This is a genomic window from Hymenobacter coalescens (genome assembly GCF_054783195.1).
Genome location: NZ_BAAGRA010000011.1, coordinates 81,597 through 104,329, shown reverse-complemented (window position 1 = coordinate 104,329; position 22,733 = coordinate 81,597). Strand labels below are relative to the sequence as shown.

Here is a 22,733-nt window from a genome sequence, read left to right as displayed (position 1 = left end):
CTCACCAATCCCTGCAATTTTCCCACAACCCATTTCATGTCATCATGAAGCACACGTACCTGCCGAAACTCTGGTTTCTGCTATTTTTTCTTGTCTGTTGCAGCCTGAGCGCCGCCGCCCAAACCGGGGCAGTGAGCGGGCGCATTCTGGACGAAAAGCAACAAGCCCTGCCGGGCGTGACGGTCATCATCGAAGGCACCCAGCTGGGCAGTTCTACCAACGCTGAAGGGCAATACCTGATTCAGAACGTGCCGGCGGGTCCGCGCACGGTGGTGGCCTCGTTCGTGGGCTACTCCACGCAGCGCATCCCCGTGACGGTAACGGCCGGCCAGACGGCCACGGTCAACGCCCTCACGCTCGGCGAAAACACCACCCTGCTGAACGAAGCCGTGGTGGTGGGCTACGGCACCACGCGCCGCCAAGACCTGACCGGCGCCGTGGAGCAAATCTCGGAAAAGCAGTTTGTGAAGGGCCAGGTAACGAACCCTGAGCAGCTGATCCAGGGCAAAGTAGCCGGCGTACAAATCAACACCAACAGCGGCCAGCCGGGTGCTGCGTCGCAGATCCGCATCCGCGGGGGCTCGTCGCTGTCGGCTTCGAACGACCCGCTCATCGTCATCGACGGGGTGCCGATTGACAACGGCACGCTGCGCGGCGCCGCCAACCCCCTCTCCCTCATCAACCCGAACGACATCGAGAGCGTGACGGTGCTGAAGGACGCTTCGGCCACGGCCATTTACGGCTCGCGCGCTTCGAACGGCGTACTACTGGTCACCACCAAGCGTGGCATTGCCGGCGAGAAGACCCGCGTCAACGTCTCGACGCAGCACTCCATTGCCACCCCCAACAAGTATGTGGACGTACTCAGCGGCGACGAGTTCCGCGCGCTGGTCAACGCCCGCGGCACCGAGCGGCAGAAATCCCTGCTGGGCTCGGCCAACACCGACTGGCAGAAGGAAATCTTCCGCTCGGCCTACACCACCGACAACGCGGCCAGCGTCACTGGCTCGCTGGGCAGCAAAGTGCCGTACCGCGTATCGGCCGGCTACCTGGGCCAACAAGGCCTGCTGCGCAACAACGACCTGAAGCGCTACACCGGCTCCATCGGCCTGACGCCGGTGCTGCTCGACGGCACGCTACGCATCGACCTGAACGTGAAAGGCTCGTGGATCGACAACAACTTCTCCGATCAGGGCGCGGTAGGCGGTGCCGTATTCTTCGACCCCACGCAACCGGTGCGCTCCACCGAAGCCCAGTTTGCCCCCTACGGCGGCTACTTCCAGTTCCTGCAGCCCAACGGTAACCTCTCGGCCCTGGCCGCACGCAACCCCGTGGCCCTGATCGAACAGCGCCGCGACCGAAGCACCGTAAAGCGGAGCATCGGCAACGCCCAGATCGACTACCAACTGCCCTTCCTGCGCGGCCTGAGCGCCAACGTCAACGCGGGCTATGACATCCAGCGGGGCCGCGGCACCGTGTTTACGCCCACCAACGCCGCCGCCGACTTCAACCGCCGCGGCCGCAACAACAACTCCGGCCAGGACCGCGACAACCTGCTGCTGGAAACCTTCGCCAAGTACAACCGCGAGTTCGGCGCCAATCGCCTCGAACTGCTGGCTGGTTACTCCTGGCAGCAGTTTAAGAACACGGAGTACAACTTTCCGGAGCTGCGCGCCGACCGCACCCTGTTCCAGCGCGCTACCGCGGCTTACAACGGCGACTCCACCATCGTGCAGCAGCTGAACCTGCTCTCGTTCTACGGCCGCGCCAACTTTAACCTGAACGGCAAGTACCTCTTCACCGCTACGATGCGCGCCGACGGTTCGTCGCGTTTCCCCGAGGACAACCGCTTCGGCTACTTCCCCTCGGCAGCCGTGGCCTGGCGCATCAAGGACGAAGGATTCCTGAAAGACAACACGGTGGTATCGGACCTGAAGCTGCGTGTGGGCGTGGGCCAGACCGGCCAGCAGGACATCGGCGGCTTCTACGATTACCTTGCCCGCTACCAGCTGAGCACCTCCACGGCCCAGTACCAGCTCGGCGACCAGTTCATCCGCACGCTGCGCTCTTCGGGCTACAACCCCCGCCTGAAGTGGGAAACCACCACGACGTACAACGCGGGTCTGGACTTCGGCTTCTTCGGCGGCCGCCTCTACGGCTCCGTGGACGTGTACCAGCGCGACACCAAAGACCTGCTGAACTTCACGCAGGTATCGGCCCTGGCCAACCTGACCAACGAACTGAACCTGAACGTGGGTGAGCTGCAGAACCGCGGCCTCGAAATTCAGGCCAACGTGGACGCTGTGCAAAGCGAGCGGTTCAACATCTCGGTGAATGCCAACGCGGCCTTCAACCGTAACGAAATCAAGCGACTCACGACCAACGAAGCGCCCGGCGCCGTTGGCAACCTGACGGGTGGCATTGCGGGCGGTACCGGCAACACCATACAGGTGAACACGGTGGGCTTCCCGGCGCAGTCGTTCTACGTGTACCAGCAGGTATACGGCCAGGATGGTCGCCCGCTGCAAGGGGTGGCAGTCGACCGTAACGGCGACGGCGTCATCAACGGCTCCGACCGCTACCGCTACAAGTCGCCGCGTCCGCAAGCCACGCTGGGCTTCGGCTCGAACATGAGCTACGGCAAGGCTTCGCTGGCCTTCACCTTCCGCTCGCAGATCGGCAATTACGTGTACAACAACGTGCGCTCGGGCTCGAACTTCGTGCCCAGCTCGCTGGACTTCCTCTACAACGTAACCCCGGAGGCCAACTACTCGCAGTTCAACAACACGCCCAACACGGTGCTGCAGTCGGACTACTACATCGAGAACGGCTCGTTCCTGCGCCTGGAGAACCTGACGCTGGGTTACAATTTTGGGGCGCTGGCCGGTGAAAACACGAACTTCGGGGTGTCCTTCGCTGTTCAGAATGCGTTCCTGCTCACCAACTATGACGGCCTCGATCCGGAAGCTACCCGCGACGGAAACATCGGCATCGACAACGTCATTTACCCGCGCGCCCGCACCTTCACCCTCGGCCTGAACCTCGGCTTCTAATTCCCACACTGATGAAAAATAAATTCACGCGGACTTTGGGAGCCCTTGCCCTGGCCGCCTTGCTGCTTCCCGGTGCTACATCCTGTATCGGTGACTTGGAGCAGACGCCCGAGTTCGACGCGGTGCCCGACGTGGTGTACCGCGACCCGGCGCAAATCAAACAAGTACTGGCCCGTCTGTATGCCACCCTGGCCATCAGCGGCCAGAATGGTCCCTCCGGCCAACCCGACATCACCGGCATCGACGAAGGTTTTTCGAACTACCTGCGGCAGTACTGGATGGCCCAGGAACTGACCACCGACGAGGCCATCATCGCCTGGAACGACGGCAACCTGCCCGACTACAACCGCCTGACCTGGAACGCCAACAACGAGTTTGTGCGGGCCATGTACGACCGCATTTTCTACCAGGTAGCCCTCTGCAACGAATTCCTGCGCCAGACGACCGAGCAACGTATGTCGGAGCGCGGCATCGCCGATGGGGATAAGGCCACCATCCGCACCTACCGTGCTGAGGCCCGCTTCCTGCGTGCCCTGAGCTACTACCACGCCATCGATATGTTCGGCAACGTGCCCTTCGCCGACGAAACGTCGGAAGTGGGGGCTGCTCAGCCGCAGCAGCGCAGCCGCGCCGATGTGTTTGCCTTCGTGGAAAGCGAGCTGAGAGCCATCGAAAACGAGCTGATTGCCCCGCGCACTGAGTACGCCCGGGCCGACAAGGCCGCGGCCTGGACGCTGCTGACCAAACTGTACCTGAACGCGCAGGTGTACACCGGCACGCCCCGCTACACCGATGCCCTCACCTACGCTAACAAGGTGCTGACCTCGGGCGGCTACTCCCTCGCCCCGCGCTACCGCGACTTGTTCCGCACCGACAACAGCCGGTCGACGGCGCGCAACGAGATTATCTTCCCTATTACCTCCGACGGGCGCTTCACCAAGACCTACGGCGGCATGACTTTCCTGGTGCACGCGCCAGTGGGTGGGGCTCTCGATGCCTTCGCGGCCGACTCCTTCGGCATCAACGGAGGCTGGGGTGGCATTCGCACCAAGCGTAACCTGGTGGATCTGTTCGATGGCGGTGCAACCAGCACTGACAAGCGCGCCATGTTCTTCACCACCGGCCAGTCGCGCGACATCAGTGACATTTTCACCTTTAGCCAGGGCTACCTGCTCACGAAGTTCCGCAACATCTCCTCGACGGGGGCCCCGGGCTCGGATGCTCAAGCCAACGGCGGCGAAGGCAACTTCATTGACACCGACTTCCCGATGTTCCGCCTCGCCGACGTGCAGCTGATGTACGCGGAAGCGGTGCTGCGCGGGGGCCAGGGCGGCTCGCCTAGCCAAGCCTTGACGTATGTCAACGGTCTGCGTGTCCGTTCGGGTGCTTCGCCGCTTTCCGCTGCGCAGCTCACCTTGCAGGAAGTGCTCAACGAGCGGGGCCGCGAGTTGTACTGGGAAGGACACCGCCGCACGGACCTGATCCGCTACGGCCTCTTCACCAGCGGTTCGTACGTATGGCCTTTTAAAGGTGGTACGGCGGCTGGCCAGGGTGTACCCGCGCGCTTCAACCTGTTCCCGATTCCGACGACTGACTTGGTGGCTAACCCCAACCTGAAGCAGAACGACCCGGGCTACTAATGCCATTTGGTGCCAAAGCCGACCGGACGAGTACCGGTACTTTCCGGTCGGCTTTGACCAGTTCCCTCCCACCTCAAACGAGTCCGCACTCATGAAAAAATGGTTTCTCAATGCAGCTGTGATCTGTGCCTTGGCGCTCGGGTTTACGGCTTGCGAAAAAGACGAGGACCGCGTAGTCCTCAATCCCGGCGCTACGCCGGTGCTTACGGCCTCGACCACCTCTCCCGGGACGTTGACGCGCGCCAATGCGGGCGACCCCGGCTTGGCCCTGACCTGGACTCCCGCCACGTTTGGCTACCAGGCAGCCGTCTCGTACACGCTGGAAATTGCCAAGGCTGGCACCAACTTCGCCAACGCCAAAACCTTTCCGTTGAGCGGTGCCCTGGCCAAGTCCTTCACCAAAGGGGAGCTGAACCAGGTGTACAATGATCTGGACTGCAACCTGCCCGCTGCCCCCCCGGCCACGCCGATCGAGATGCGCGTACGTGCTTCGGTGGACGACAATGTTGCGCCGCTGATGTCGCAGGTAATCACCCTTACCGCTACGCCCTTCCAGGCGCAGCAGGCCCCGGCTGACCGGTGGGGTATCATCGGTGACGCCACGCCCACGGGGTGGAACTCGGATTCGGATATGACCTACGACTTCTGCTCGGGCACGTACAAAATCAGCAACATCGCTCTGAACGGCACGGGCAAATTCAAATTCCGCGCGAACGATGACTGGGCTGTAAACTTCGGCGGTACCGCTGCGGCAACGCCCAACACGGCTTCGCCGGCGCTGGTCGCTGGTGGCCCGGACATTGCCGTGCCGAACGGTGCCGGCAACTACGACATTTCCCTGAACGTTTCGGCCAAAACGTTTACTTGGGTGAAGCGTCCCTAGTTCATAGGCACCCCTTCCCAAAAAGCCCCGACCTCACGGCCGGGGCTTTTTTTGTGCACGGCGCTGGATTTCAGCACGCGTACGTTGGGTAGTTTCCCGCGCCAGCTATTTCGCCTTTGGCCTGCGCGGTGTAGCAGGCGTTTGTTTACACCACCCGCCGCGACCTGTTTCACTCAGGCGCGGCCCGCTTCCACAAGCGGGTAGCAGTACCGTTTGCACAGCCAGACGGCAGGCTAGCGGCACCGGCCTGCTTTCGCTCAGGGCTGCCGCAGCCCGGGCACAGCACGTGGCCAGCCCTGCTCCGCCTCGGTGCCCCGGCGGCATCTACTTAATCCACTCGCCGATTAGCCCGGCGTAATCCACACGCGGCTTGGTGCTGCCCACGAGGCCACTGCGGATAACGAAAAAAGCGCCGGCCCCTGGGCCGGCGCTTTTCATTTTGCGGAGCCCTGTCGCTCCGTCTGATTGCAATCAGGCTTACAGCAGGCTCACCTTGTGGGTGGCTACTTGCTCACCCACCTGTACTTTCACCAAGTAGGTACCGGCGGCCACGCCATCAGCCTGCAGCTTCCGCGTCTGCACGCCCACGCCCTGCTGGCCCTCAAACAGGGTGCGTACGCGGCGACCCATCAGGTCGGTCAGCTCGATGTTGACGTGCTGCTGCGCGCTCTGCACACGGTAGGCCACGGTCGACTCGCCCAGTACCGGGTTGGGGTACACGTTCAGCGCCATTTCGTTGGCGGTACGGCGGTTGCTGAGCACGGTCACGCCGGAAGCGGTAATGTTGAGCGTAGCGGCCTGCCGGCCGGGGAAAGCAGCACTCGTGAAGTCGGGGTTGGTGCCGGGGTTGGTAGTGGAGGGGGTCACGCCGCCCATCGGAATAAAGTCGGAAGACAGAAAGCCGCCGTCCTGGTTGTTCTGCACGACAAAAAGCTGCATCTGGCCGCCGGCGGCGGGGATGCCCATTGCGGCGCGGCTGACGCGGATTTCCAGACCGTTGCCCGGAGCGTTGCCAATGGTGGTTGCATTGCCGGCGTTGTAGCCGGGGTTGCTCGAGAGGTTGGCGCTGGTGCGGTAGGCCACGGACGCGTTGGCAAAGCCCTGGAAGGGGCTGGGCAGCGTAGCCGGCGTGTTAAGCGCGGCGCCGGTGGTTACGTTGAGCGGCGTGGTCCCGCTGGCCACGGTAGCAGTGGCCGTGTTCGGCGTGCCGGCCGTGTAGACGATGGCATCCACTTTCAACTGGTTGGCCACATCGTTGCGCGATACAGCAATGCCGAGGTCAGCCGGCATATCCAGCTTGGCGCCCATGTTTTGAAAAGAAGTATTCACGGCCGGAGCCGTAGCGGGAGCGGGCAGCGGCAGCGCCGTGCCGACGGGAATACCGGTCACACCCGGGCGGGTCACGAACATCTGAATGGAGTTTTGCAACACATTCGACCCGTTCGTTTCCAGCGTGCCAACTACAAAAAAGTAGAGGTTTGTCGCATCAGCGGCGGCATACACAGCCAGCAGGCCCGCGTCGCCAAACCCACGGGTTGCGGGAGAAAGACCGGGCCGACGCCCCACCAGCTGGTAGCCGTTGGTAGCAACCTCCGTAGCCGTCAGCTGACCGTCAACGGTGATGGGCGCTTGGGCTTGGGCATCCAGGCCGAGGGTAGCCAGGGCGCCGGCAACAAGCAGAGTAGATGTGTACTTCATGAGGGTTTGGAAAGGAAAGTGGGAATGAGTTAAGGAAGCCTTAAGCTTTCGGAAAGAATGTTAAATATTACGCAAATACCAAGCTCGTTAGTTGCGTTATTTTTTTGATTTATTCGGTATTATTCCTAGAGCGTTGGTTCTTATGGGTAAAGACTCACTTACAGCGCACAAAAACCGACTCAACGCGGGCTGCCGCACGCGGCATCTTTCCGGTAGCCTCTTAACTTAGCCCCTTCGCACTGGGCGCTTTCCCACCGTGCGGCATATTTTTCCGCAACCCTTCCCCCGTTTCTCCATGATTCTAATTGCCGACGGAGGCTCGACCAAAACCAGCTGGTGCCAGCTCGATCTGGCCGACCCGCAGCAACGCGTCCACTTCAATACCGAAGGGTACAACCCCTACTTCATCGACACGGCGGGTATCGTGGCCTCGCTCGACGGGAGCCTGCCCGATACGCTCAACCGCCAAGCCGTGCGGGAAGTGTATTACTACGGAGCCGGCTGCTCCACGCCGCACAACGTAGCCACCGTGGAAGCAGCCATGCGGCAGGTATTCCCGCTGGCCAACGTGTTTGTGGGCCACGACCTGCTGGCCTCGGCCCGGGCGCTGCTGGGCAGCAAGCCGGGGTTTGCGGCCATCCTCGGCACGGGCACCAACTCCTGCATTTACGACGGCAAAGACGTCACGCACAACATCGATTCGCTGGGCTACTTCCTCGGCGACGAGGGCTCGGGTTCATGGATCGGCAAGCGCCTGCTGCGCGACTACATGCGCGGGCTGCTGCCCGACGGCTTGCAAGAGGCGTTTCGGGAGCAGTACGGACTGGAAAACGAGCAGATCTTCGACCGGCTCTACAACCAGCCGCTGCCCAACCGCTTCCTGGCTTCGTTCAGCAAGTTTGCCTACGACCACAACAACGTGAGCTACTGCCGCGACATCGTGGTGGACGGCTTCGAAGCCTTCTTTCAGAACCTGGTGACGCGCTACCCCGGCTACCGCAATTACTCCTTCAACTGCGTGGGCTCGGTGGGCTATAACTTCCGCGACGCGCTAGCCCAGGTGGCCCGCGCCCACGGCATGGAAGTCGGCAAGATCATCCGCTCCCCTATCGATTCGTTGGTGGACTACCACGTGGAAATGGCCGCCGCCGAGTAGGTCGCCGGCGCCCAGCACTTTTGCCAACCGTTGGGGCCAGCTGCCCGCATAAAACCAAAACGCCCGCCCCGATTGCTCGGCGCGGGCGTTTTGGTATGTGGAGCGGTTTAGGGCTGCACTACCAGGCGGGTGGTAGCGGAGCTGGCGCCGACCTGCACGTTCAGCAGGTACACCCCAGCGGCCAGCCCATCGAGCGACACGGGCACCGCCAGCGCGCCGGCGGCCTGGCGGCCCGGCAGCACCACCTGCCGTACCTCGCGGCCAACCAGGTTGCGGACGCTCACCGTCACGGGCGCGGCCGTGGGCAGCGTCAGGCGAACGGTGGCGCGGGCCGCCGCCGGGTTCGGGGCTACGCTCAGGCCGAGGACGGCCACCTGCTGGGCAGCTTTGGTGGTCAGCACCGTAGCGGGACGACGCACGCGCTGGCTGGTGTACACGCGGTACTCGCCCGGCTGCAGCGTGAGCAGGCTGTTCACGTTGGTCACGCTGATGCTGTCGCCGGAGAAGTAGTTGTACCACTTACCGGCCTGCTGGAAGGCCGGATCCACGGCGGTCGTCGTCACGTCGAAGTTGCCCACCACGGTGACCTTCTGAGTGGCGTCGCTCAAGTGGATGGTTTTGCCGGCCCCGCTCAGCTGCTGGGAGTACGAGGTCGGGTTATCGAATACCGGCTGGGTTTTCTTCAGTTCGATGAGCGAGCGGTACACGTCGTAGAGCTTGCGGCGGGCAGGCTGGTCGTAGTAATTCCACAGAATGGGCTTGTTGCCCACGCGGCCATTGAAGTCAATGCTCACGTCGTACCCCAGTTCGCCGAACTGCCAGATCATCTTCGGGCCGGGCACGGTGAAAAAGAAAGCAGCGGCCGCCTCGTTGCGGGCCAAGGCCACGGGCAGGCTCCGCACGTCGTGGGCGGGGTTGGCCTGATTGCCGTAGGTGATGTTCTTGAACATCAGGCGTTCCTCGTCGTGGCTTTCCATGTACGCTACCAAATTGGGTTGCGTCCAGCCGCGGCCGCCGTTACCGCTGCCGTAATAGCCCCAGCTGAAATTGGAACCGGGCAGGTAGCCCATCGTGGCCTCGTTGTAGGAATGCGTCAGATTGCCCCACAGCAGCATGCCAGCGTTTGACAGCACCAGTTCCTCCGAGTTGTCGGCAAAATGCTCCAGAATGACGTAAGCATTCGGGTCCACCGTGCGCATGTAGCTGTTGTAGTCCAGCCAGATGTTGACGCGCGACTGGTCGTAGCGGCCCCAGGCCCCCACGTCGTTCGGATTGTTGGTTTGCGTGAAGCCCTTGGAGAGGTCAAAGCGGTAGCCGTCCATGCGGTACTCGCGCAGCCAGTGCTCCATCACGCGCTTGCTGTAGCTGCGGGTAAAGGGGCTTTCGTGGTTGAAATCGTACCCCACGTTGAAGGGGTGGGTCGCATCCGAGTTGAACCAGGGCGAGTTGGCCGCGGGCTTGCCGTTGGCGAAATACAGCTGCACCATCGGATTCTGGCCGAAGGCGTGGTTGAGCACCATGTCCAGAATCACGGCCATGCCGCGGCGGTGGGCCTCGTCCACGAACCGCTTCAGCTCGTTTTTCGGACCGTAGTACTTGTCCGGGGCGAAGTGGAACGAGGGGTTGTAGCCCCACGACTCGTTGCCTTCGAACTCGTTGACGGGCATCAGCTCAATGGCGTTGATGCCCAAGCGCTGCAGGTAGCCCAGCGTGTCGATGAGCGTTTGGTAATCGTGGCGGGCAATGAAGTCGCGCAGGTGCAACTCGTATATCACCAGCTTGCTGACGGCCGGCTTGCGGAAATTGCTAACCTGCCAAGCGTAGGCCGGCTCGTTGGTCTGGAGCACCGACACGATGCCCGTGGTCCGTCCTGCGGGGTAGGCTTTCAGGTTCGGATAGGTGACAGCCGGGATGAATGAGTCGTTGCTCGGATCAAGGATTTTCTCGGCGAAGGGGTCGGCCACGCGCAGTTCGCCGTCCACCAGGTACTGGTAGGCGTACTCGCGGCCAGGGGTCAGGCCGTTGAGCTGCACCCACCACTGGTTGCCGTCGGGGGTTTTGTACATGTGGGCCGACTGCTCGGGCTGCCAGTTGTTAAACTCGCCGAGGACGTACACGAACTGCTTGCTGGGAGCCGTGAGCACCAGCACGGCGGAGGTGCCGCCGGGCAGGTAATTGATGCCGTCGCGCACGCCGGCGGGCAGCGCGGCCGTAGCCACGGCCGCGCGCACGTACACAATCACGGAGTCCGAGGCCGTGGTCGAGCCCATGGTGGCCGTCAGGCGCACCACGTTGCGGCCCGCCTGGGTAGGCGTCACGTTGCCGGTCAGGGTGGTGGCATTGGCTTGCTGCGCTACCTGCGTGCCGTTTAGGCTCAGGGTGAGCGTGGCAGCCTGCGAAGCCACGCCCGTCACGCTCACGGCCCCGCCGCTGCTCACGAACAGCGGGTTCGGGCCGGGGGCCGGGCTGGTGATGCGCACCGAGAGGTTAGCGCTCTGGGCTACGTCCACGAAGATGTCGCCGCCGCCGGTGGCGCGGCCGACCTGCGTGCCCGTGGCGTTGCGAAACACCATGGCCAGCTTCAGGATCTGCTCATTGGCCGGCACGTTGAACCACGTCCGCACGTTGGGCGTGATGCTCAGCGTGTAGCGGTTCGGGCCCACGCGCGTCAGCTGCACGGACGGATCAGGGGCGTTGAAGTTGGTAAACTTCACGTATTTCCAATCCGAGGGCGTGGTGCTCAGGTTGGTGATGACGCCGATGTGGGCGTACACGTCGCCGGTGAAGTTGTTCAGCCCGCCGTTGCCCTGGGAGGCGTCAAAGGTGAGGGTGACCGGGTCGGCGGCTGTAAAGAAGGCCGGGTTGGTGGTCACCACCTGCGCCCGCGCCGCTCCGGTCAGCGCCAGCAGCAACACGGCCAGGAGTCGAAGTGTCTTCATGAAGTGTGGGAATGGATGAGAAATAAAATCGAAGTCCGGCACGTTCGCCAGCGGCAGAACCCGCGTCCTACGTGCGCTCGAAATGACCGCACTGCGCTTTTCTGCGTACTTTTCGGGCTATGCCGCCACTAAGTTACTTCCGATTTTATTTGTGTGTTTTATTAATGTTTTTTAATGGACTGAGTACTCGCTCAGCCGAGGCGCAAATCAATGTACCCGAGCGCCTGCCGCCCCGGTCAGCCGCTCCGGATTCGACCCCGTTGAGCCGCTCTCCCCGGGCACTTACGCGGGCGCTGAACCCGTCCAACCCGCACCTTTCCCGTCCGATCTGGCCCGCTCGCCTGCCGGTGCGGCCGCTTGATTCCTTGCCGCAGCCGGCGGCCGTCGTGCCGCGCCACCGCCTGCCGCTCGTAGTGGGCACCTTCGCGGTGGGCTACGCCGGCACGTACTACGCCCTGGCCAGCGGCTGGTACACGGGCCCGCGCAGCTCGTTTCATTGGTTTAACGACCTGCCCGAGTGGAAGCAGCTCGACAAAGCGGGTCACTTCTGGGGCGCCTTCCACGAAAGCCGGGGCGCGGTGGACCTGCTGCGCTGGGCCGGCCTCTCCCCCCAAAAAGCCTTGTGGTACGGCGGCTTCGTGGGCTTTCTGTTGCAGACGCCCATCGAGTACTTCGATGGGCGCGACCCGGCCTACGGCGCCTCGGCCACGGACCTGGCAGCCAACTTTCTGGGGTCGGCTGGCCTTATCGGGCAGCAGCTGACCTGGGGCGAAGTGCGGCTCATGCCCAAAGTGTCGTTTCGGGGCACCCGCTACGCGGCAATGCGACCGAATGTGCTCGGCCAGAGCCGCGCCGAGCGGCTGCTCAAGGATTACAACGGCCAGACTTATTGGCTGTGCGCCGACGTCGGCGCCTTCCTGCCCGAGGGCAGCCGCTGGCCGCGCTGGCTGCAGCCAGCCCTGGGTTACGGAGCCCAGCAGATGGTGTACAACGACGCGGCCACCAACCGCGCCGCCGGCCTCGACAGCTACCGCCAGTACTACCTCAGCTTCGACCTCGACCTGCGCCATATACCTACGCGCAGCAAGGCCCTGCGCACGGTATTCTACGTGGCCAGCATTTTTCACCTGCCCGCCCCCGCCCTGGAGCTGAACCGCAAGCGCGGGCTGGTGCTGCACGGACTCTACCACTAAAGCCGTGCAGCCGCAGTCCGTCGGAGGCTGGTTCGGGCGCGCTGCACGGGCTTGGGACGCCGCACTACGCGACGACGCGCTCCACGAAATGCTTTTTCACAAACTCCCGGGCATTGCCGATGCTGATTGCTTGCACCAACTCCTCCACGCTGAGGCCCGCCAGTAGCTGGGCCCGGGAGTAGCCGCCGCGGTCCTGGGTGTCGTTGTGCCAGCGGTTGAGGCGCGTGCCCAGGTGTTCGGCAAACGCGCTGAATTCCATGACCGTCGGGTACGGATCAACGGGGTCGATGAAGCCGTCGAAGTCGGTGCCGATGGTGAGCGTTTGCCAGATGCGCTGCGGATTCGGCAAGTGCCGTACGAAAGGTACCCGCACCACCCGCTCCAGCATGCGCTCGAAGGCCATAATGCTGTTCCGCTCCCGGTCTGCCACGCGAATCAGGCCGAGGAACGTGCGGTCAACGCCCAGTACGCGCTGATCGAAGGACATGCCCAGCAACCCCTCGCTGGCGTGGATTTCGGCCACATCATCGTCGCAAAGGTTGATGTTCCAGCGCAGGAACTCGTCCTGCGCGGTGTTGTCCTGTTCGCTGCCGCTGTCGTGCACCAGTTCTGTCAGCGTGGCACAGCCGGAGTAGCCCACGTGGCTGGCCACGACGGGGATTTTGCGCGCCGGATTCGCCGCGTTGTAGGGCCGCACAATCTGCTCGTAATATTGCTGCCGGCTCTGAGCGCTCATGTGTTTGACGTCCAGCAGAATGCGACGCGTGCCGTTGTCACGCCCCTGTTCGTCGAGGCCCAGCAGCTCCCGGGCTATCAGCAGCCCGTCGTTGACGAAACCGGCGTTCATATCGCGGGATTGGTCCATGATCAGGCGGGCGCTGCTGGGCAGGCTGTGGGCGTGCCCGCAAAGGCCGTTGCTGAAATGGTGGGCAAACGTGATGAATAACACCGGGTACTCCCATACCCCGGGCTGCTGCCCTTTGAGTATGCCGATGCGCCGCTTGAGTTCTTCGGTAGAAACGTCCTCGCCCATACCGGGCGGGTTGCCCACACCCAGGGCGTGCATGCCTTCCACCGTCAGCACCACGGCAATGTCCTGACTGGCCGCATCGGCGAGCAGCTCATCGGCTTCGCGGCCGTTGTGCACCAGCCGGTAGCGCCCGTTTACGTCGCCTGTCGACTCGGCATTAAAAGGAAAGTTTTTCAGGGCGATGCTCACGTTATGCCTGAGCGTATGAAAGCGGTATTCCAGCAGCAGCTCCTCGAAATAATCGTAGCCGCTGCTTTGCAGGAAGTTGATGCGGGCTGGCGTCATGCGCATCTTGCGTGCCTGCAGCAAGTCACGCAGGCTCCGCCGGGCAGCCTTGTTGTTGATACGCCGGGCCAGGATCCGCTCCCGCTCGTCGTCATCGTCCACCCCGGCCAGTCGCCGCCACAATTGTTTCTCTTTCAGGAAAAATCCTTTTTCCAGGGGATACAGCGAAGCAAACACTAGGCGTACGCCGCCTTTGGTAAGGCGGGCCAAGTCGCACTGCGAGTAAGCGTAAGCCCGGCGCCCGCGCGCCAATTTGCGGAGGTCAGATTGGGGAATGTTCCACCCGTGGTAGTCCGCGTTGCCCGCTACGTCGCTAGCGGAGTTGCGCAGGTAATTGAAGGAGCGCCCCAGGGGATGACTGTGTAAATCGGCGAACATAACCGGATTCAACATGTGAGAAACCAGCGAAGTCTTGGCTTCGCGCCTTGATGCCTGCCCAGCGGGGCGGCGTCTCCCCGGCAGCTGCCGCTGACGTTGCTCAGGCCGGCTTTTGCGCAGCAGGGCGTTGCAGTCAGCAGTTGTTAGTAATACCGCAGCCCCGTCGGCAAGCGGCCAGCCCCTGGATGCCCCGGGGCGGAACTACCTGGCCACCGGCCTTCCAGCCGTTGATGAACGGAGTGTGGCTAGACGCCAGGGTCCGGTGCAGGTTACGCTCGGTTAAATCAGCAGCGCTGGCTTCGGTATTACAGTCATTGCCACGGCAAATGCGCACAGGCTCAGCCCGCTGTTCCAAGCTGAAATGCCGCGGTGGTAAACTGGAGCATCCCTAAACCGAAGTTCACCTGCTCAACACATGACTTATATTATAGTTATTTTTACATAAATGCAATAACCATAAAACATTAAGTTTTGCCTTTTCCCAGGCATCAGTCCTTACCAACAATGGCAGCCAAGGGGAACAAGATAAGTCCAGGCAAGTCACAGCACGAGCTAGAAGCGTGCTGGCCGTGGCTTCGCTGCTTCGCCAAAGCTTAGCCGCAACTTTTCCCGATTCTCTACCGACCTTTACCCCCTTGCCCACGCCGATCCGGCACTTTTTTGGCCGGCTCATGCGTAATCCTCATCCACCCGAATTGCCACAACTATGAATATTGGAGACCGAGTGCGCCTGATGTCGGGCCGCGAAGAAGGCATTGTTACGCGCATCCTCGACCAGAACCTGGTGGAAGTTACCATCGACGACTTCCCGGTGCCGGTGCTCCGCTCGGAGCTGGTGCTGGTGGCCGCCGAGGAGTTCAAGGCCTTCGGGGGCAGCGAGCTGGCCCCTTCGCAGGTAGCTCCGGCGCGCCCGCTCAAGCCTAACAAGCCCGGGGCCAAAGCCGCCGCGGCTGCTTCCACCACCACGACCACGCCCGCGGGCAGCACCACCACGCCCGCCAAGGCTGCGCCGGCCCCGCCCGCCCCCAAGGGCCTGTACCTGGCGCTGGTACAGCAGACCTCGGAATTGCTGGTGGCCCACCTGATCAACAACACCGACGCCGACGTGCTCTTCACATTCGGGGAGGAGCGCAACGGGCAGTACCGGGCCCTGGCCGCCGACAAGCTCGCGCCCAAGACCACCAGCCAGCCGCTGGGCCACCGCCACCTCAAGGACTTCGACCAGTGGGCCACGGCCGTGGTACAGCTGCTGCCCGCGCAGCTGAACGCGCCCACGCTCTACGACACGCTGCTCAAGCGCGTCTCGTTCAAAGCCAGCTCCTTCTACTCCTCGCGCCGCGAGGCGCCGGTGATTAAGCGCGAGGCCTACCTCTTCCAGCTCGACGAGAAGCCGGTGGCGCCCATCGCCGTTCCCACCACCGACGAGCCGGCCGCCAAGCCTGCTCCCGCCGTGGATCCGGTGAAGCTGCGTGACCAGCTGGCCGACAAGCTGCGCGGTGACGCGAAATCGGTGGTGCCCGCGCCCAAGCAGGAGCCGGTGAAGGACATCGTGCCCCCGCCCCACGAAGTGGACCTGCACCTGGAGGCCCTCAAGCCCGAGGGCGGCACCGAAGGACTCACGAATACCGCTATCCTGGAGCTGCAGACGGCGGCCTTCGAGGACGCGCTTAGCCGCGCCCTGGCCACCAACATGCACGAAATCATCTTCATCCACGGCGCCGGCAACGGCACCTTGCGCAAGGAGCTGCACAAGCGCCTGAGCCGCAACCGCGACATTAAGTTCTTTGAGGAAGCGCGCAAGGAGAAGTTCGGCTACGGCGCCACGCTAGTGCGGCTGAAGTAAGCGGGGCCGTTGTTTACACCCCATCGTCTCGCACAGCCCTGAAAACCGCGGCCAGCAACAGACGTTTGCTGGCCGCTATTTTTGTTACCGCTTGCTTTACTTCGAGGAGCACCAGAGCAGCCTCGGTGCTATTGCCCGCGAGAAAGAGCCGAAAGGCTGAACGCGAGCCAAGAAAGAGGCATTGATTGACTCACTGAATCCAACCCGAGATTTTTGACTGCCTGAACGACTGCGGCCTGGTCACTGTGCAAACGTGATAAGGTCCTTCGCTTTGCTCAGGCTGACAGTACCACTTCCACCTCCCCTATGAACCTCCCCGGCCTGCTCGCCGCTTCCCTTCTCGCCCTCAGCACCCTGCCCAGCCTTGCCCAGCAAGCGGCCGCGCCCGCGCTGCCCGTGCCGCGCAACCTGCAAGCCACCTATACCAAGGGCACCCGCAGTCTTGACGGCCAGCCCGGCCCGAACTACTGGCAGAACACGGCCGACTACGCGCTGAAAATCAACTTTGACCCCGCCACGCGGCGCGTGGCGGGCACGGTGGACATCAAGTACCAGAACAACAGCCCCGACGAGTTGCCGCGGCTGCTCTTCAAGCTCTACCCCAACCTCTACCAGCAGGGCGCCCCGCGCGCCAGCCGCATGGCGCCGGAGGACATTGGCGAAGGTGTCAAAATCGAGAAGCTGACAGTGAACGGGCAGCCGGTGGATGCGCAGAAGCTGCGCCAGCAGGCGACGAATATGTCGGTGCCGCTGCCGCAGGCGCTGGGCTCAAAGCAGAGCGCGCAGATTTCCGTCACGTACTCCTACACCCTGAACAAAGGCTCGCACACGCGCACCGGCGAGGTGGAGCCGGGGGCGGCTTTCGTGGCTTACTTTTTCCCGCGCGTGGCCGTGTACGACGACTTGGAGGGCTGGAACGACTTTCCCTACAACGGCCAGCAGGAGTTCTACAACGACTTCAGCAACTTCTCGGCCGACATCACCGTGCCCAAGGACTTTGTGGTGTGGGCCACGGGCGACCTGCTCAACGCCGAGCAGGTGCTCACCAAAACCTACCTGAAGCGCCTGCGCGACGCGGAGAAAAAGGACGGCTACACCACCGTCATCAGCGCCGCGGACGCCCAGCGCCGCGGCATCACCGCGCCCGCCGCCCAGAATACCTGGCGCTTCGAGGCCCGCAACGTGACGGACTTCGCCTTCGCGACTTCCGACCACTACGTGTGGCAGGCCACCAGCCTCGTTGTCGACCCCACCACCAGGCGCCGCACCCGCGTGGATGCCGTGTACAACCCCCGGCACAAGGATTTTGAGGAAGTGGTGCAGTTCGGGCGCAAGACGGTGGAAGCCATGAGCTACACCTTCCCCAAGTGGCCCTTCCCCTACCCGCACATCACCGTGTTCGACGGCCTCGACCAGATGGAATACCCGATGATGGTGAACGACAACCCGGTGGAAACCCGCGCCGACGCCATTACGCTGACCGACCACGAGATATTCCACACCATGTTCCCGTTTTACATGGGCACGAACGAGACCAAGTACGGCTGGATGGACGAGGGCTGGGCCACCATCGGCGAGTGGCTGATTTCCAAGATTATCGACCCGAAGCTGGACGACGACTACGGCGTGGCGCCCTACGCCGCTAATGCCGCTACCGAGGTCGATGTACCCATCACCACGCTCAGCACCCAGCAGAGCGGCACGGCCTTTTTCCTCAACTCTTACCCCAAGCCCGGCCTGGGCTACCTCTACGTGAAGGATATGCTCGGCGACGAGCTGTTTACCAAGGCCCTGCACCACTACATCCGCACGTGGCAGGGCAAGCACCCGATGCCCTACGACTTCTTCAACTCGATGAACGCCGGGGCCGGTCGCAACCTGAACTGGTTCTGGCAGCGCTGGTTTTTCGACGGCGGATACCCCGACCTGGCCATTCAGAATGTGACCAAGCAGGGCATCGGCTACGACGTGCTGGTGGAAGCCAAAGGCACGAAGCCCGTGCCCGTCGACCTGACCATCACTTACGCTGACGGCACTACTCAGCAGGCCCACCGCTCGGTGGCCGTGTGGGAAACCGGCGCCCGCAGCGTCACGGTGAATATCCCCGGCGACAAACCCGTGAAGCAGGTGAAGCTGGGCAGCACTTGGGTGCCCGACAGCTACCCGCAGGACAACGTGTGGACGGGGAAGTAAAACACATTGCACGATAATGCCCAACCAAGCACGCCGCATCTGCCTTGGGCTGTTTATCGTGACTCTGCTGCTCGGGCTCTGGGCACTGGAGTCCACCTGGGGCGACGATAGTGACCAGGCACCAAGCTACCGGATAGCTGCAGCGGCGGTGGCCCGGACTCTTGCCGTAAAGGCTCGTTGCGGGGCCGGGGTTACGGTTGAGAAATATTCCAGCCACCGCGTCTATCTGGATTCGGCGGTGTATTTGATGAAAGCCGTCGGCCCGCAAGGCGCTTGTTCGGTGGAGTGCAAAGTGGTCAAAGACCGTCGCGACGAATGGCGCGTGGCTTTCGTCAGGCTTTACCGCACGAACCTTGAGCAGCTGCAGGATTGGGCTTGGCCAACGGCCACGCCGAATAAATAGGCCGCCGCAGGAAAGCGCACGGGCCGCAATGCGTACCTTTGCCCGCAAGTGATGCGCCGCCCCACCGCTGCGTCCTTCGGGACGGAGAGGAAAGTCCGGGCAACGCAGAGCGCCCTGCTTCCTAACGGGAAGGACGGCGGCTGGGAACGGCCGCCGGACAGCTAGTGCCACAGAAAACTACCGCCAAGCCGCTTTCGGGTGGCCGGTAAGGGTGAAAAGGTGCGGTAAGAGCGCACCAGCGGGCGGGTGACCGTCCGGCTGGGTAAACCTCAGGGGTTGAAAGGCCAAATAGGCCGGCAGGCAACGCCGCAAGGCGCTGCAACGGGCGGCTCGTCCGGTCGGCGGGTAGGCTGATGGAGCCCGCGCGCGAGTTCGGGCCTAGATAAATGGTGGGGCCGCGGCCGCAAGGCAGCGGACAGAACCCGGCTTACAGGCGCATCACCTCTCTTCAGAACCGGCCGTCGTTGCAACAGAGCAGCGGCGGCCGGTTTGTTTGTCGGCGCAGAGACGCATATTTGCGTCTCGTCGTTGAACGTACTTGGTCGAACGGCCTGCGTTAAAAGAGCTGCTTTTCACCCCCTTCAGCAACGAATGAGGCGTTCGTACGCGCCGCTACCTTCCACCTACCTCGTTTCCATGCCCCGCATCCTCATCATCGACGACGAAAAAGCCATTCGCTACACGCTCAAGGAAATCCTGGAGTTTGAAAGCTACACCGTCGACCAGGCCGAAGACGGCCCCGCCGGCCTCGACATGCTCATCAAGGACAAGTACGACGTGGTGCTCTGCGACGTGAAGATGCCCAAGATGGACGGCCTTGAAGTGCTGGAGCGCGCCCAGAAGATTTCGCCCGACACGGCCTTCATCATGGTGTCGGCCCACGGCAACATCGAAATGGCGGTGGACGCCACCAAGAAGGGCGCTTTCGACTTCATCCCCAAACCCCCGGACCTGAACCGTCTGCTGGTAACCGTGCGCAACGCCCTGGACCGCACCAAGCTCGTCACCGAAACCAAGACGCTCAAGAAGAAGATTGCCAAGAGCTCGGAAATGGTGGGCTCCTCGGCTGCCCTCGGCGCCGTGCGCACCGCTATTGAGAAAGTAGCCCCCACCGACGCGCGCGTGCTCATCACCGGCCCCAACGGCGCCGGCAAGGAGATGGTAGCCCGCCAGATTCACGAGCTGAGCAACCGCGCCAACGGGCCGATGGTGGAGGTCAACTGCGCCGCCATTCCCTCGGAGCTGATCGAGTCCGAGCTGTTCGGCCACGAAAAAGGCTCGTTCACCTCGGCCGTGAAGCAGCGCATCGGCAAGTTTGAGCAGGCCGACGGCGGCACGCTCTTCCTCGACGAAATCGGCGACATGAGCCTCTCGGCCCAGGCCAAGGTGCTGCGCGCCCTGCAGGAAAACAAGATTACCCGCGTGGGCGGCGAAAAGGAAATCAGCGTGAACGTGCGCGTGGTGGCCGCCACCAACAAAAACCTGCTGCAGGAAATTGCTGACCGCAACTTCCGCGAGGACCTGTACCACCGCCTTTCCGTCATCCTGATTCAGGTGCCCGCCCTGAACGACCGCCGCGACGACATTCCGGCGCTGGTCGATAAGTTCCTGGCCGACATCGGGGGCGACTACGGCACCAAGCCCAAGAAAATGAGCCCCGAGGGCATGCAGTACCTGCAAAGCCTGGACTGGCGCGGCAACATCCGCGAGCTGCGCAACGTGGTGGAGCGCCTCGTCATCATGGGCGGCGACCCGATCAGCGCCGAAGACGCGAAATCCTACGCCGGCAAGTAAGCTCTATCCGGCCTCCGTGGGCCACGAAAAAAGCCAGCCTGATCCAGGCTGGCTTTTTTCGTGCCGGCCGGCTGCTTACTCCGCAATGGAGCGAGCCTGCCGGGCCTGCTTTTTCTGGTCGCGCATCCGGCTTTTTTCCTCGCTAAGCTGCACCTGCGCGGCTTTTTCCTGCTGACGGGTTTGCCTAGCCAGCAGCTCCTGCTCCCTGATTTGCTGCTTCTGCAGCTGCATGGCCCGGCGCTGCTCCCGCAGCTGCGATTCGCTTTCGTCGACGGCTTTGCGGCTGGCCGCGCTCTGCCGCTGCTGATCGGCCACGGCATCCTTGGCTACCTGCGTGCGCAGCTTTTGTTGCTCCAGCTGCTGCCGGGCGGAGTCGGCTACTGTTTGCGCAGCGGCTGATGTGGCGCCGCCCGCAGAGGCGGCTGCTACCAGGCAGAGAAGTAATAAGTGTCTCATGATTTCGGGGGTTAGAGGCTTTGGCTCCTCAACACAACCCGTACTAAAATAATTGATAATCAATAAAATAAACCCAAATAATACCCTAACCCGCCAGCTGGCTGCAGCCGCGGATATCGGAGTTGTCGAGCCGGCCGAGCACCTCGAAGGAGCCGTCGGGGTGGCGGCGACCCAGGTCGCGGGTCTCCAGGAAGGCGCAGCTGTCCACGTTGGCCAAGTCCACCAGGTTGAGGGCACCGCTTTCACGCCCGAAGCTGGCGCTGAACGGGTCGGTGGGCTCGCGCAGCAGCACCTGCAGCGCCGCCGGGGCCCAGAAACGGCCGTGGCCGGGGCTGTAGGCCTGCGAGAGCAGCTCCGTCATGCCGTACTCGGAGTGAATGACGGTTTGCCCGAAGCCCGCCATCAGCTCGGCGTGCAGCTCCTCGCGGATCATCTCGCGCCGCCGCCCCTTCATGCCGCCGGTTTCCAGCACCGCGTCGGGTAGGCGCAGCGCCGGGTGGCCGGGGAAGGCTGCCAGCAGGTCGAGCAGCGCGTAGGTCACGCCGATGAGCATGAGCCGGCGCTTTGGCTGCTCGCGCCTGGCTTGCTGCAAGGCTTCGAGCAGGGCGGCGTGGTCGTGGAGAAAAAACGCCGCCTGCTGCGGCTGCCCCGAGGCCCGCACGAAGTACTCCACCATGTCGACGAGCGACGATTCGCCCTGCTCCAGGTACGAAGGCAGCAGGGCCAGAAACGTCCATTCCCGCAAGGGGCCGTACTGCTGTTCGAAAAGGCGGGCGGCGTGCTGCCGGTACAGCTGCGGGTCGCGCACGAGGTGGCGGCTGCGCTGCTGCAGGGTGGTGCCGCTGCTGCGAAACGTCAGCGCGGGCTGCCACGCGTCGGCGGGCTCCACGGTAACTACCTCCCGGGTTTTGAAGAACTCAATGGGCAGGAACGGCACCTGCTCCAGGCGCTGCACCTGCTCCACCGGGCAGCCCAGCAGCTGCAGCCACGCGCGGTACGGGGCGCAGTGCTCGGCCTGGTGGCGGAAGAGGCGCAGGGCCAGCGCCTCGGCCGTGGCGGGCGTCACGCGGGCCAGGTCGGGCAAGTAATCGGCGCGGAAACTCATTGGGAACAAACCGGGTTTCGGAAGAGCATAACAAATGCGCTGGTCGCGCGTTCAGCGTATATTACATGCGTACTTGTTGCCGCCGGATTTGGTCTGAACCACCTTTGCTTTTCCTCTATGCTGCGCATACGTTTACTTTCGACTTTGCTGACCGCAGCTTCGCTGTGGCTGGCCACGGCCTGCGAACCGGCTCCTGATTACCCGGACGAACCGTCCGTTGAGTTCAACAGCATCCGGGCCCAGCGCGAAACGCCCACCGACGGCAACACGGCCTTCAACCGCATCTTCGTCACCATCAACTACAAAGACGGCGACGGCGACCTGGGCCTGTCGGACTTCGACCGCAGCCAGGCGCCGTTCAATACGGCGCCCTACCAGTTCAACTACTACGTGACGATGTTTGTGTACAACAACAGCACGCGCCAGTTTGAACAGCATCTGTCTTTCAATTCGTTTTTCCGCCGCCTGCTGGCCGACGACCAGAAGCCGCAGCCCATTCGTGGTGAGCTGACTTTTGAAGTCAATAAGGAAAACGGCTTTACCGTCACTTACCCCGAGTACCGTCCCGGCAACCGGGTGAAGTTCGAGATTTACATCTACGACCGCGCCCTGCACAAGAGCAACACCATCACCACTGAAGAGCTGGTGCTTCCTTAGTTCGCCTTCTTATGACTTCCCGAACTT

Annotated in this window: 15 protein-coding genes and 1 other RNA gene; 11 read left to right on the top strand and 5 right to left on the bottom strand. The window is 62.8% G+C overall.

The window, feature by feature from the left end:
* Positions 1–44: 44 nt before the first annotated feature.
* The 3 genes from ACYVKQ_RS08180 to ACYVKQ_RS08170 all read left to right on the top strand — a co-directional run bounded on the left by ACYVKQ_RS08180 (position 45) and on the right by ACYVKQ_RS08170 (position 5,576).
* A complete protein-coding gene (locus tag ACYVKQ_RS08180; RefSeq protein ID WP_460577468.1) occupies positions 45–3,053 on the top strand; it encodes a SusC/RagA family TonB-linked outer membrane protein in 3,009 nt (1,002 codons plus the stop codon).
* 11 nt (positions 3,054–3,064) lie between these two features.
* Positions 3,065–4,693: a RagB/SusD family nutrient uptake outer membrane protein gene (locus ACYVKQ_RS08175; RefSeq protein ID WP_460577466.1), complete on the top strand. Its 1,629-nt coding sequence runs from the start codon at positions 3,065–3,067 to the stop codon at positions 4,691–4,693.
* 91 nt (positions 4,694–4,784) lie between these two features.
* Positions 4,785–5,576, top strand: coding sequence for a SusE domain-containing protein (locus ACYVKQ_RS08170; protein WP_460577463.1), 792 nt, complete (start codon positions 4,785–4,787; stop codon positions 5,574–5,576).
* A 477-nt stretch (positions 5,577–6,053) separates the two neighbouring features.
* On the opposite strand, the gene ACYVKQ_RS08165 is transcribed toward ACYVKQ_RS08170, so the two are convergent.
* Positions 6,054–7,274 (bottom strand): T9SS type A sorting domain-containing protein, encoded by a 1,221-nt coding sequence (locus ACYVKQ_RS08165; RefSeq protein WP_460577461.1) that lies wholly within the window; start codon positions 7,272–7,274, stop codon positions 6,054–6,056.
* Between the two features lie 295 nt (positions 7,275–7,569).
* Between ACYVKQ_RS08165 and ACYVKQ_RS08160 the strand changes: the two genes are divergently transcribed.
* Complete coding sequence (locus ACYVKQ_RS08160; protein ID WP_460577459.1) at positions 7,570–8,430, top strand: N-acetylglucosamine kinase; 861 nt, start codon at positions 7,570–7,572, stop codon at positions 8,428–8,430.
* 107 nt (positions 8,431–8,537) lie between these two features.
* Here ACYVKQ_RS08160 and ACYVKQ_RS08155 read toward each other — a convergent pair whose 3' ends face one another.
* The gene (locus ACYVKQ_RS08155; protein WP_460577457.1) at positions 8,538–11,369 is read right to left on the bottom strand and encodes a DUF4961 domain-containing protein; all 2,832 of its coding nucleotides are present in this window, start codon (positions 11,367–11,369) and stop codon (positions 8,538–8,540) included.
* A gap of 260 nt (positions 11,370–11,629) precedes the next feature.
* Here ACYVKQ_RS08155 and ACYVKQ_RS08150 point away from each other — a divergent pair, with 260 nt between their 5' ends.
* Entirely contained in the window at positions 11,630–12,562 is a 933-nt protein-coding gene (locus tag ACYVKQ_RS08150) for a DUF2279 domain-containing protein (protein WP_460577456.1), read from the top strand.
* A gap of 64 nt (positions 12,563–12,626) precedes the next feature.
* On the opposite strand, the gene ACYVKQ_RS08145 is transcribed toward ACYVKQ_RS08150, so the two are convergent.
* Positions 12,627–14,255: a hypothetical protein gene (locus ACYVKQ_RS08145; RefSeq protein ID WP_460577454.1), complete on the bottom strand. Its 1,629-nt coding sequence runs from the start codon at positions 14,253–14,255 to the stop codon at positions 12,627–12,629.
* A gap of 706 nt (positions 14,256–14,961) precedes the next feature.
* Here ACYVKQ_RS08145 and ACYVKQ_RS08140 point away from each other — a divergent pair.
* The 5 genes from ACYVKQ_RS08140 to ACYVKQ_RS08120 all read left to right on the top strand — a co-directional run bounded on the left by ACYVKQ_RS08140 (position 14,962) and on the right by ACYVKQ_RS08120 (position 20,488).
* Positions 14,962–16,098 (top strand): Smr/MutS family protein, encoded by a 1,137-nt coding sequence (locus ACYVKQ_RS08140; RefSeq protein ID WP_460577452.1) that lies wholly within the window; start codon positions 14,962–14,964, stop codon positions 16,096–16,098.
* Between the two features lie 306 nt (positions 16,099–16,404).
* A complete protein-coding gene (locus tag ACYVKQ_RS08135; RefSeq protein ID WP_460577450.1) occupies positions 16,405–18,291 on the top strand; it encodes a M1 family metallopeptidase in 1,887 nt (628 codons plus the stop codon).
* Positions 18,292–18,307: 16 nt separating this feature from the next.
* Positions 18,308–18,694, top strand: a complete 387-nt coding sequence (locus tag ACYVKQ_RS08130) for a hypothetical protein (protein ID WP_460577448.1) — start codon at positions 18,308–18,310, stop codon at positions 18,692–18,694.
* A gap of 48 nt (positions 18,695–18,742) precedes the next feature.
* Positions 18,743–19,140, top strand: an RNA gene (rnpB, locus tag ACYVKQ_RS08125) — RNase P RNA component class A.
* 190 nt (positions 19,141–19,330) lie between these two features.
* Positions 19,331–20,488, top strand: a complete 1,158-nt coding sequence (locus ACYVKQ_RS08120; protein ID WP_460577446.1) for a sigma-54-dependent transcriptional regulator — start codon at positions 19,331–19,333, stop codon at positions 20,486–20,488.
* A gap of 75 nt (positions 20,489–20,563) precedes the next feature.
* On the opposite strand, the gene ACYVKQ_RS08115 is transcribed toward ACYVKQ_RS08120, so the two are convergent.
* Together ACYVKQ_RS08115 and ACYVKQ_RS08110 are read right to left on the bottom strand one after the other, a co-directional pair.
* Positions 20,564–20,944: a hypothetical protein gene (locus tag ACYVKQ_RS08115; RefSeq protein ID WP_460577444.1), complete on the bottom strand. Its 381-nt coding sequence runs from the start codon at positions 20,942–20,944 to the stop codon at positions 20,564–20,566.
* An 85-nt stretch (positions 20,945–21,029) separates the two neighbouring features.
* Positions 21,030–22,049, bottom strand: a complete 1,020-nt coding sequence (locus tag ACYVKQ_RS08110; RefSeq protein WP_460577442.1) for an acyl-CoA synthetase family protein — start codon at positions 22,047–22,049, stop codon at positions 21,030–21,032.
* 117 nt (positions 22,050–22,166) lie between these two features.
* Here ACYVKQ_RS08110 and ACYVKQ_RS08105 point away from each other — a divergent pair, with 117 nt between their 5' ends.
* On the top strand, positions 22,167–22,706 hold the full coding sequence (locus ACYVKQ_RS08105; protein WP_460577440.1) for a hypothetical protein: 540 nt from the start codon (positions 22,167–22,169) through the stop codon (positions 22,704–22,706).
* The last annotated feature ends 27 nt before the right edge of the window (positions 22,707–22,733 follow it).

Bases quoted from the DNA above. Each gene is read 5' to 3' on its own strand.
- ACYVKQ_RS08105 (WP_460577440.1), top strand. From the start codon at position 22,167: ATGCTGCGCATACGTTTACTTTCGACTTTGCTGACCGCAGCTTCGCTG.
- ACYVKQ_RS08175 (WP_460577466.1), top strand. From the start codon at position 3,065: ATGAAAAATAAATTCACGCGGACTTTGGGAGCCCTTGCCCTGGCCGCC.
- ACYVKQ_RS08135 (WP_460577450.1), top strand. From the start codon at position 16,405: ATGAACCTCCCCGGCCTGCTCGCCGCTTCCCTTCTCGCCCTCAGCACC.
- ACYVKQ_RS08120 (WP_460577446.1), top strand. From the start codon at position 19,331: ATGCCCCGCATCCTCATCATCGACGACGAAAAAGCCATTCGCTACACG.
- ACYVKQ_RS08140 (WP_460577452.1), top strand. From the start codon at position 14,962: ATGAATATTGGAGACCGAGTGCGCCTGATGTCGGGCCGCGAAGAAGGC.
- ACYVKQ_RS08165 (WP_460577461.1), bottom strand. From the start codon at position 7,274: ATGAAGTACACATCTACTCTGCTTGTTGCCGGCGCCCTGGCTACCCTC.
- ACYVKQ_RS08160 (WP_460577459.1), top strand. From the start codon at position 7,570: ATGATTCTAATTGCCGACGGAGGCTCGACCAAAACCAGCTGGTGCCAG.
- ACYVKQ_RS08155 (WP_460577457.1), bottom strand. From the start codon at position 11,369: ATGAAGACACTTCGACTCCTGGCCGTGTTGCTGCTGGCGCTGACCGGA.
- ACYVKQ_RS08145 (WP_460577454.1), bottom strand. From the start codon at position 14,255: ATGTTCGCCGATTTACACAGTCATCCCCTGGGGCGCTCCTTCAATTAC.
- ACYVKQ_RS08115 (WP_460577444.1), bottom strand. From the start codon at position 20,944: ATGAGACACTTATTACTTCTCTGCCTGGTAGCAGCCGCCTCTGCGGGC.
- ACYVKQ_RS08130 (WP_460577448.1), top strand. From the start codon at position 18,308: ATGCCCAACCAAGCACGCCGCATCTGCCTTGGGCTGTTTATCGTGACT.
- ACYVKQ_RS08180 (WP_460577468.1), top strand. From the start codon at position 45: ATGAAGCACACGTACCTGCCGAAACTCTGGTTTCTGCTATTTTTTCTT.
- ACYVKQ_RS08110 (WP_460577442.1), bottom strand. From the start codon at position 22,049: ATGAGTTTCCGCGCCGATTACTTGCCCGACCTGGCCCGCGTGACGCCC.
- ACYVKQ_RS08170 (WP_460577463.1), top strand. From the start codon at position 4,785: ATGAAAAAATGGTTTCTCAATGCAGCTGTGATCTGTGCCTTGGCGCTC.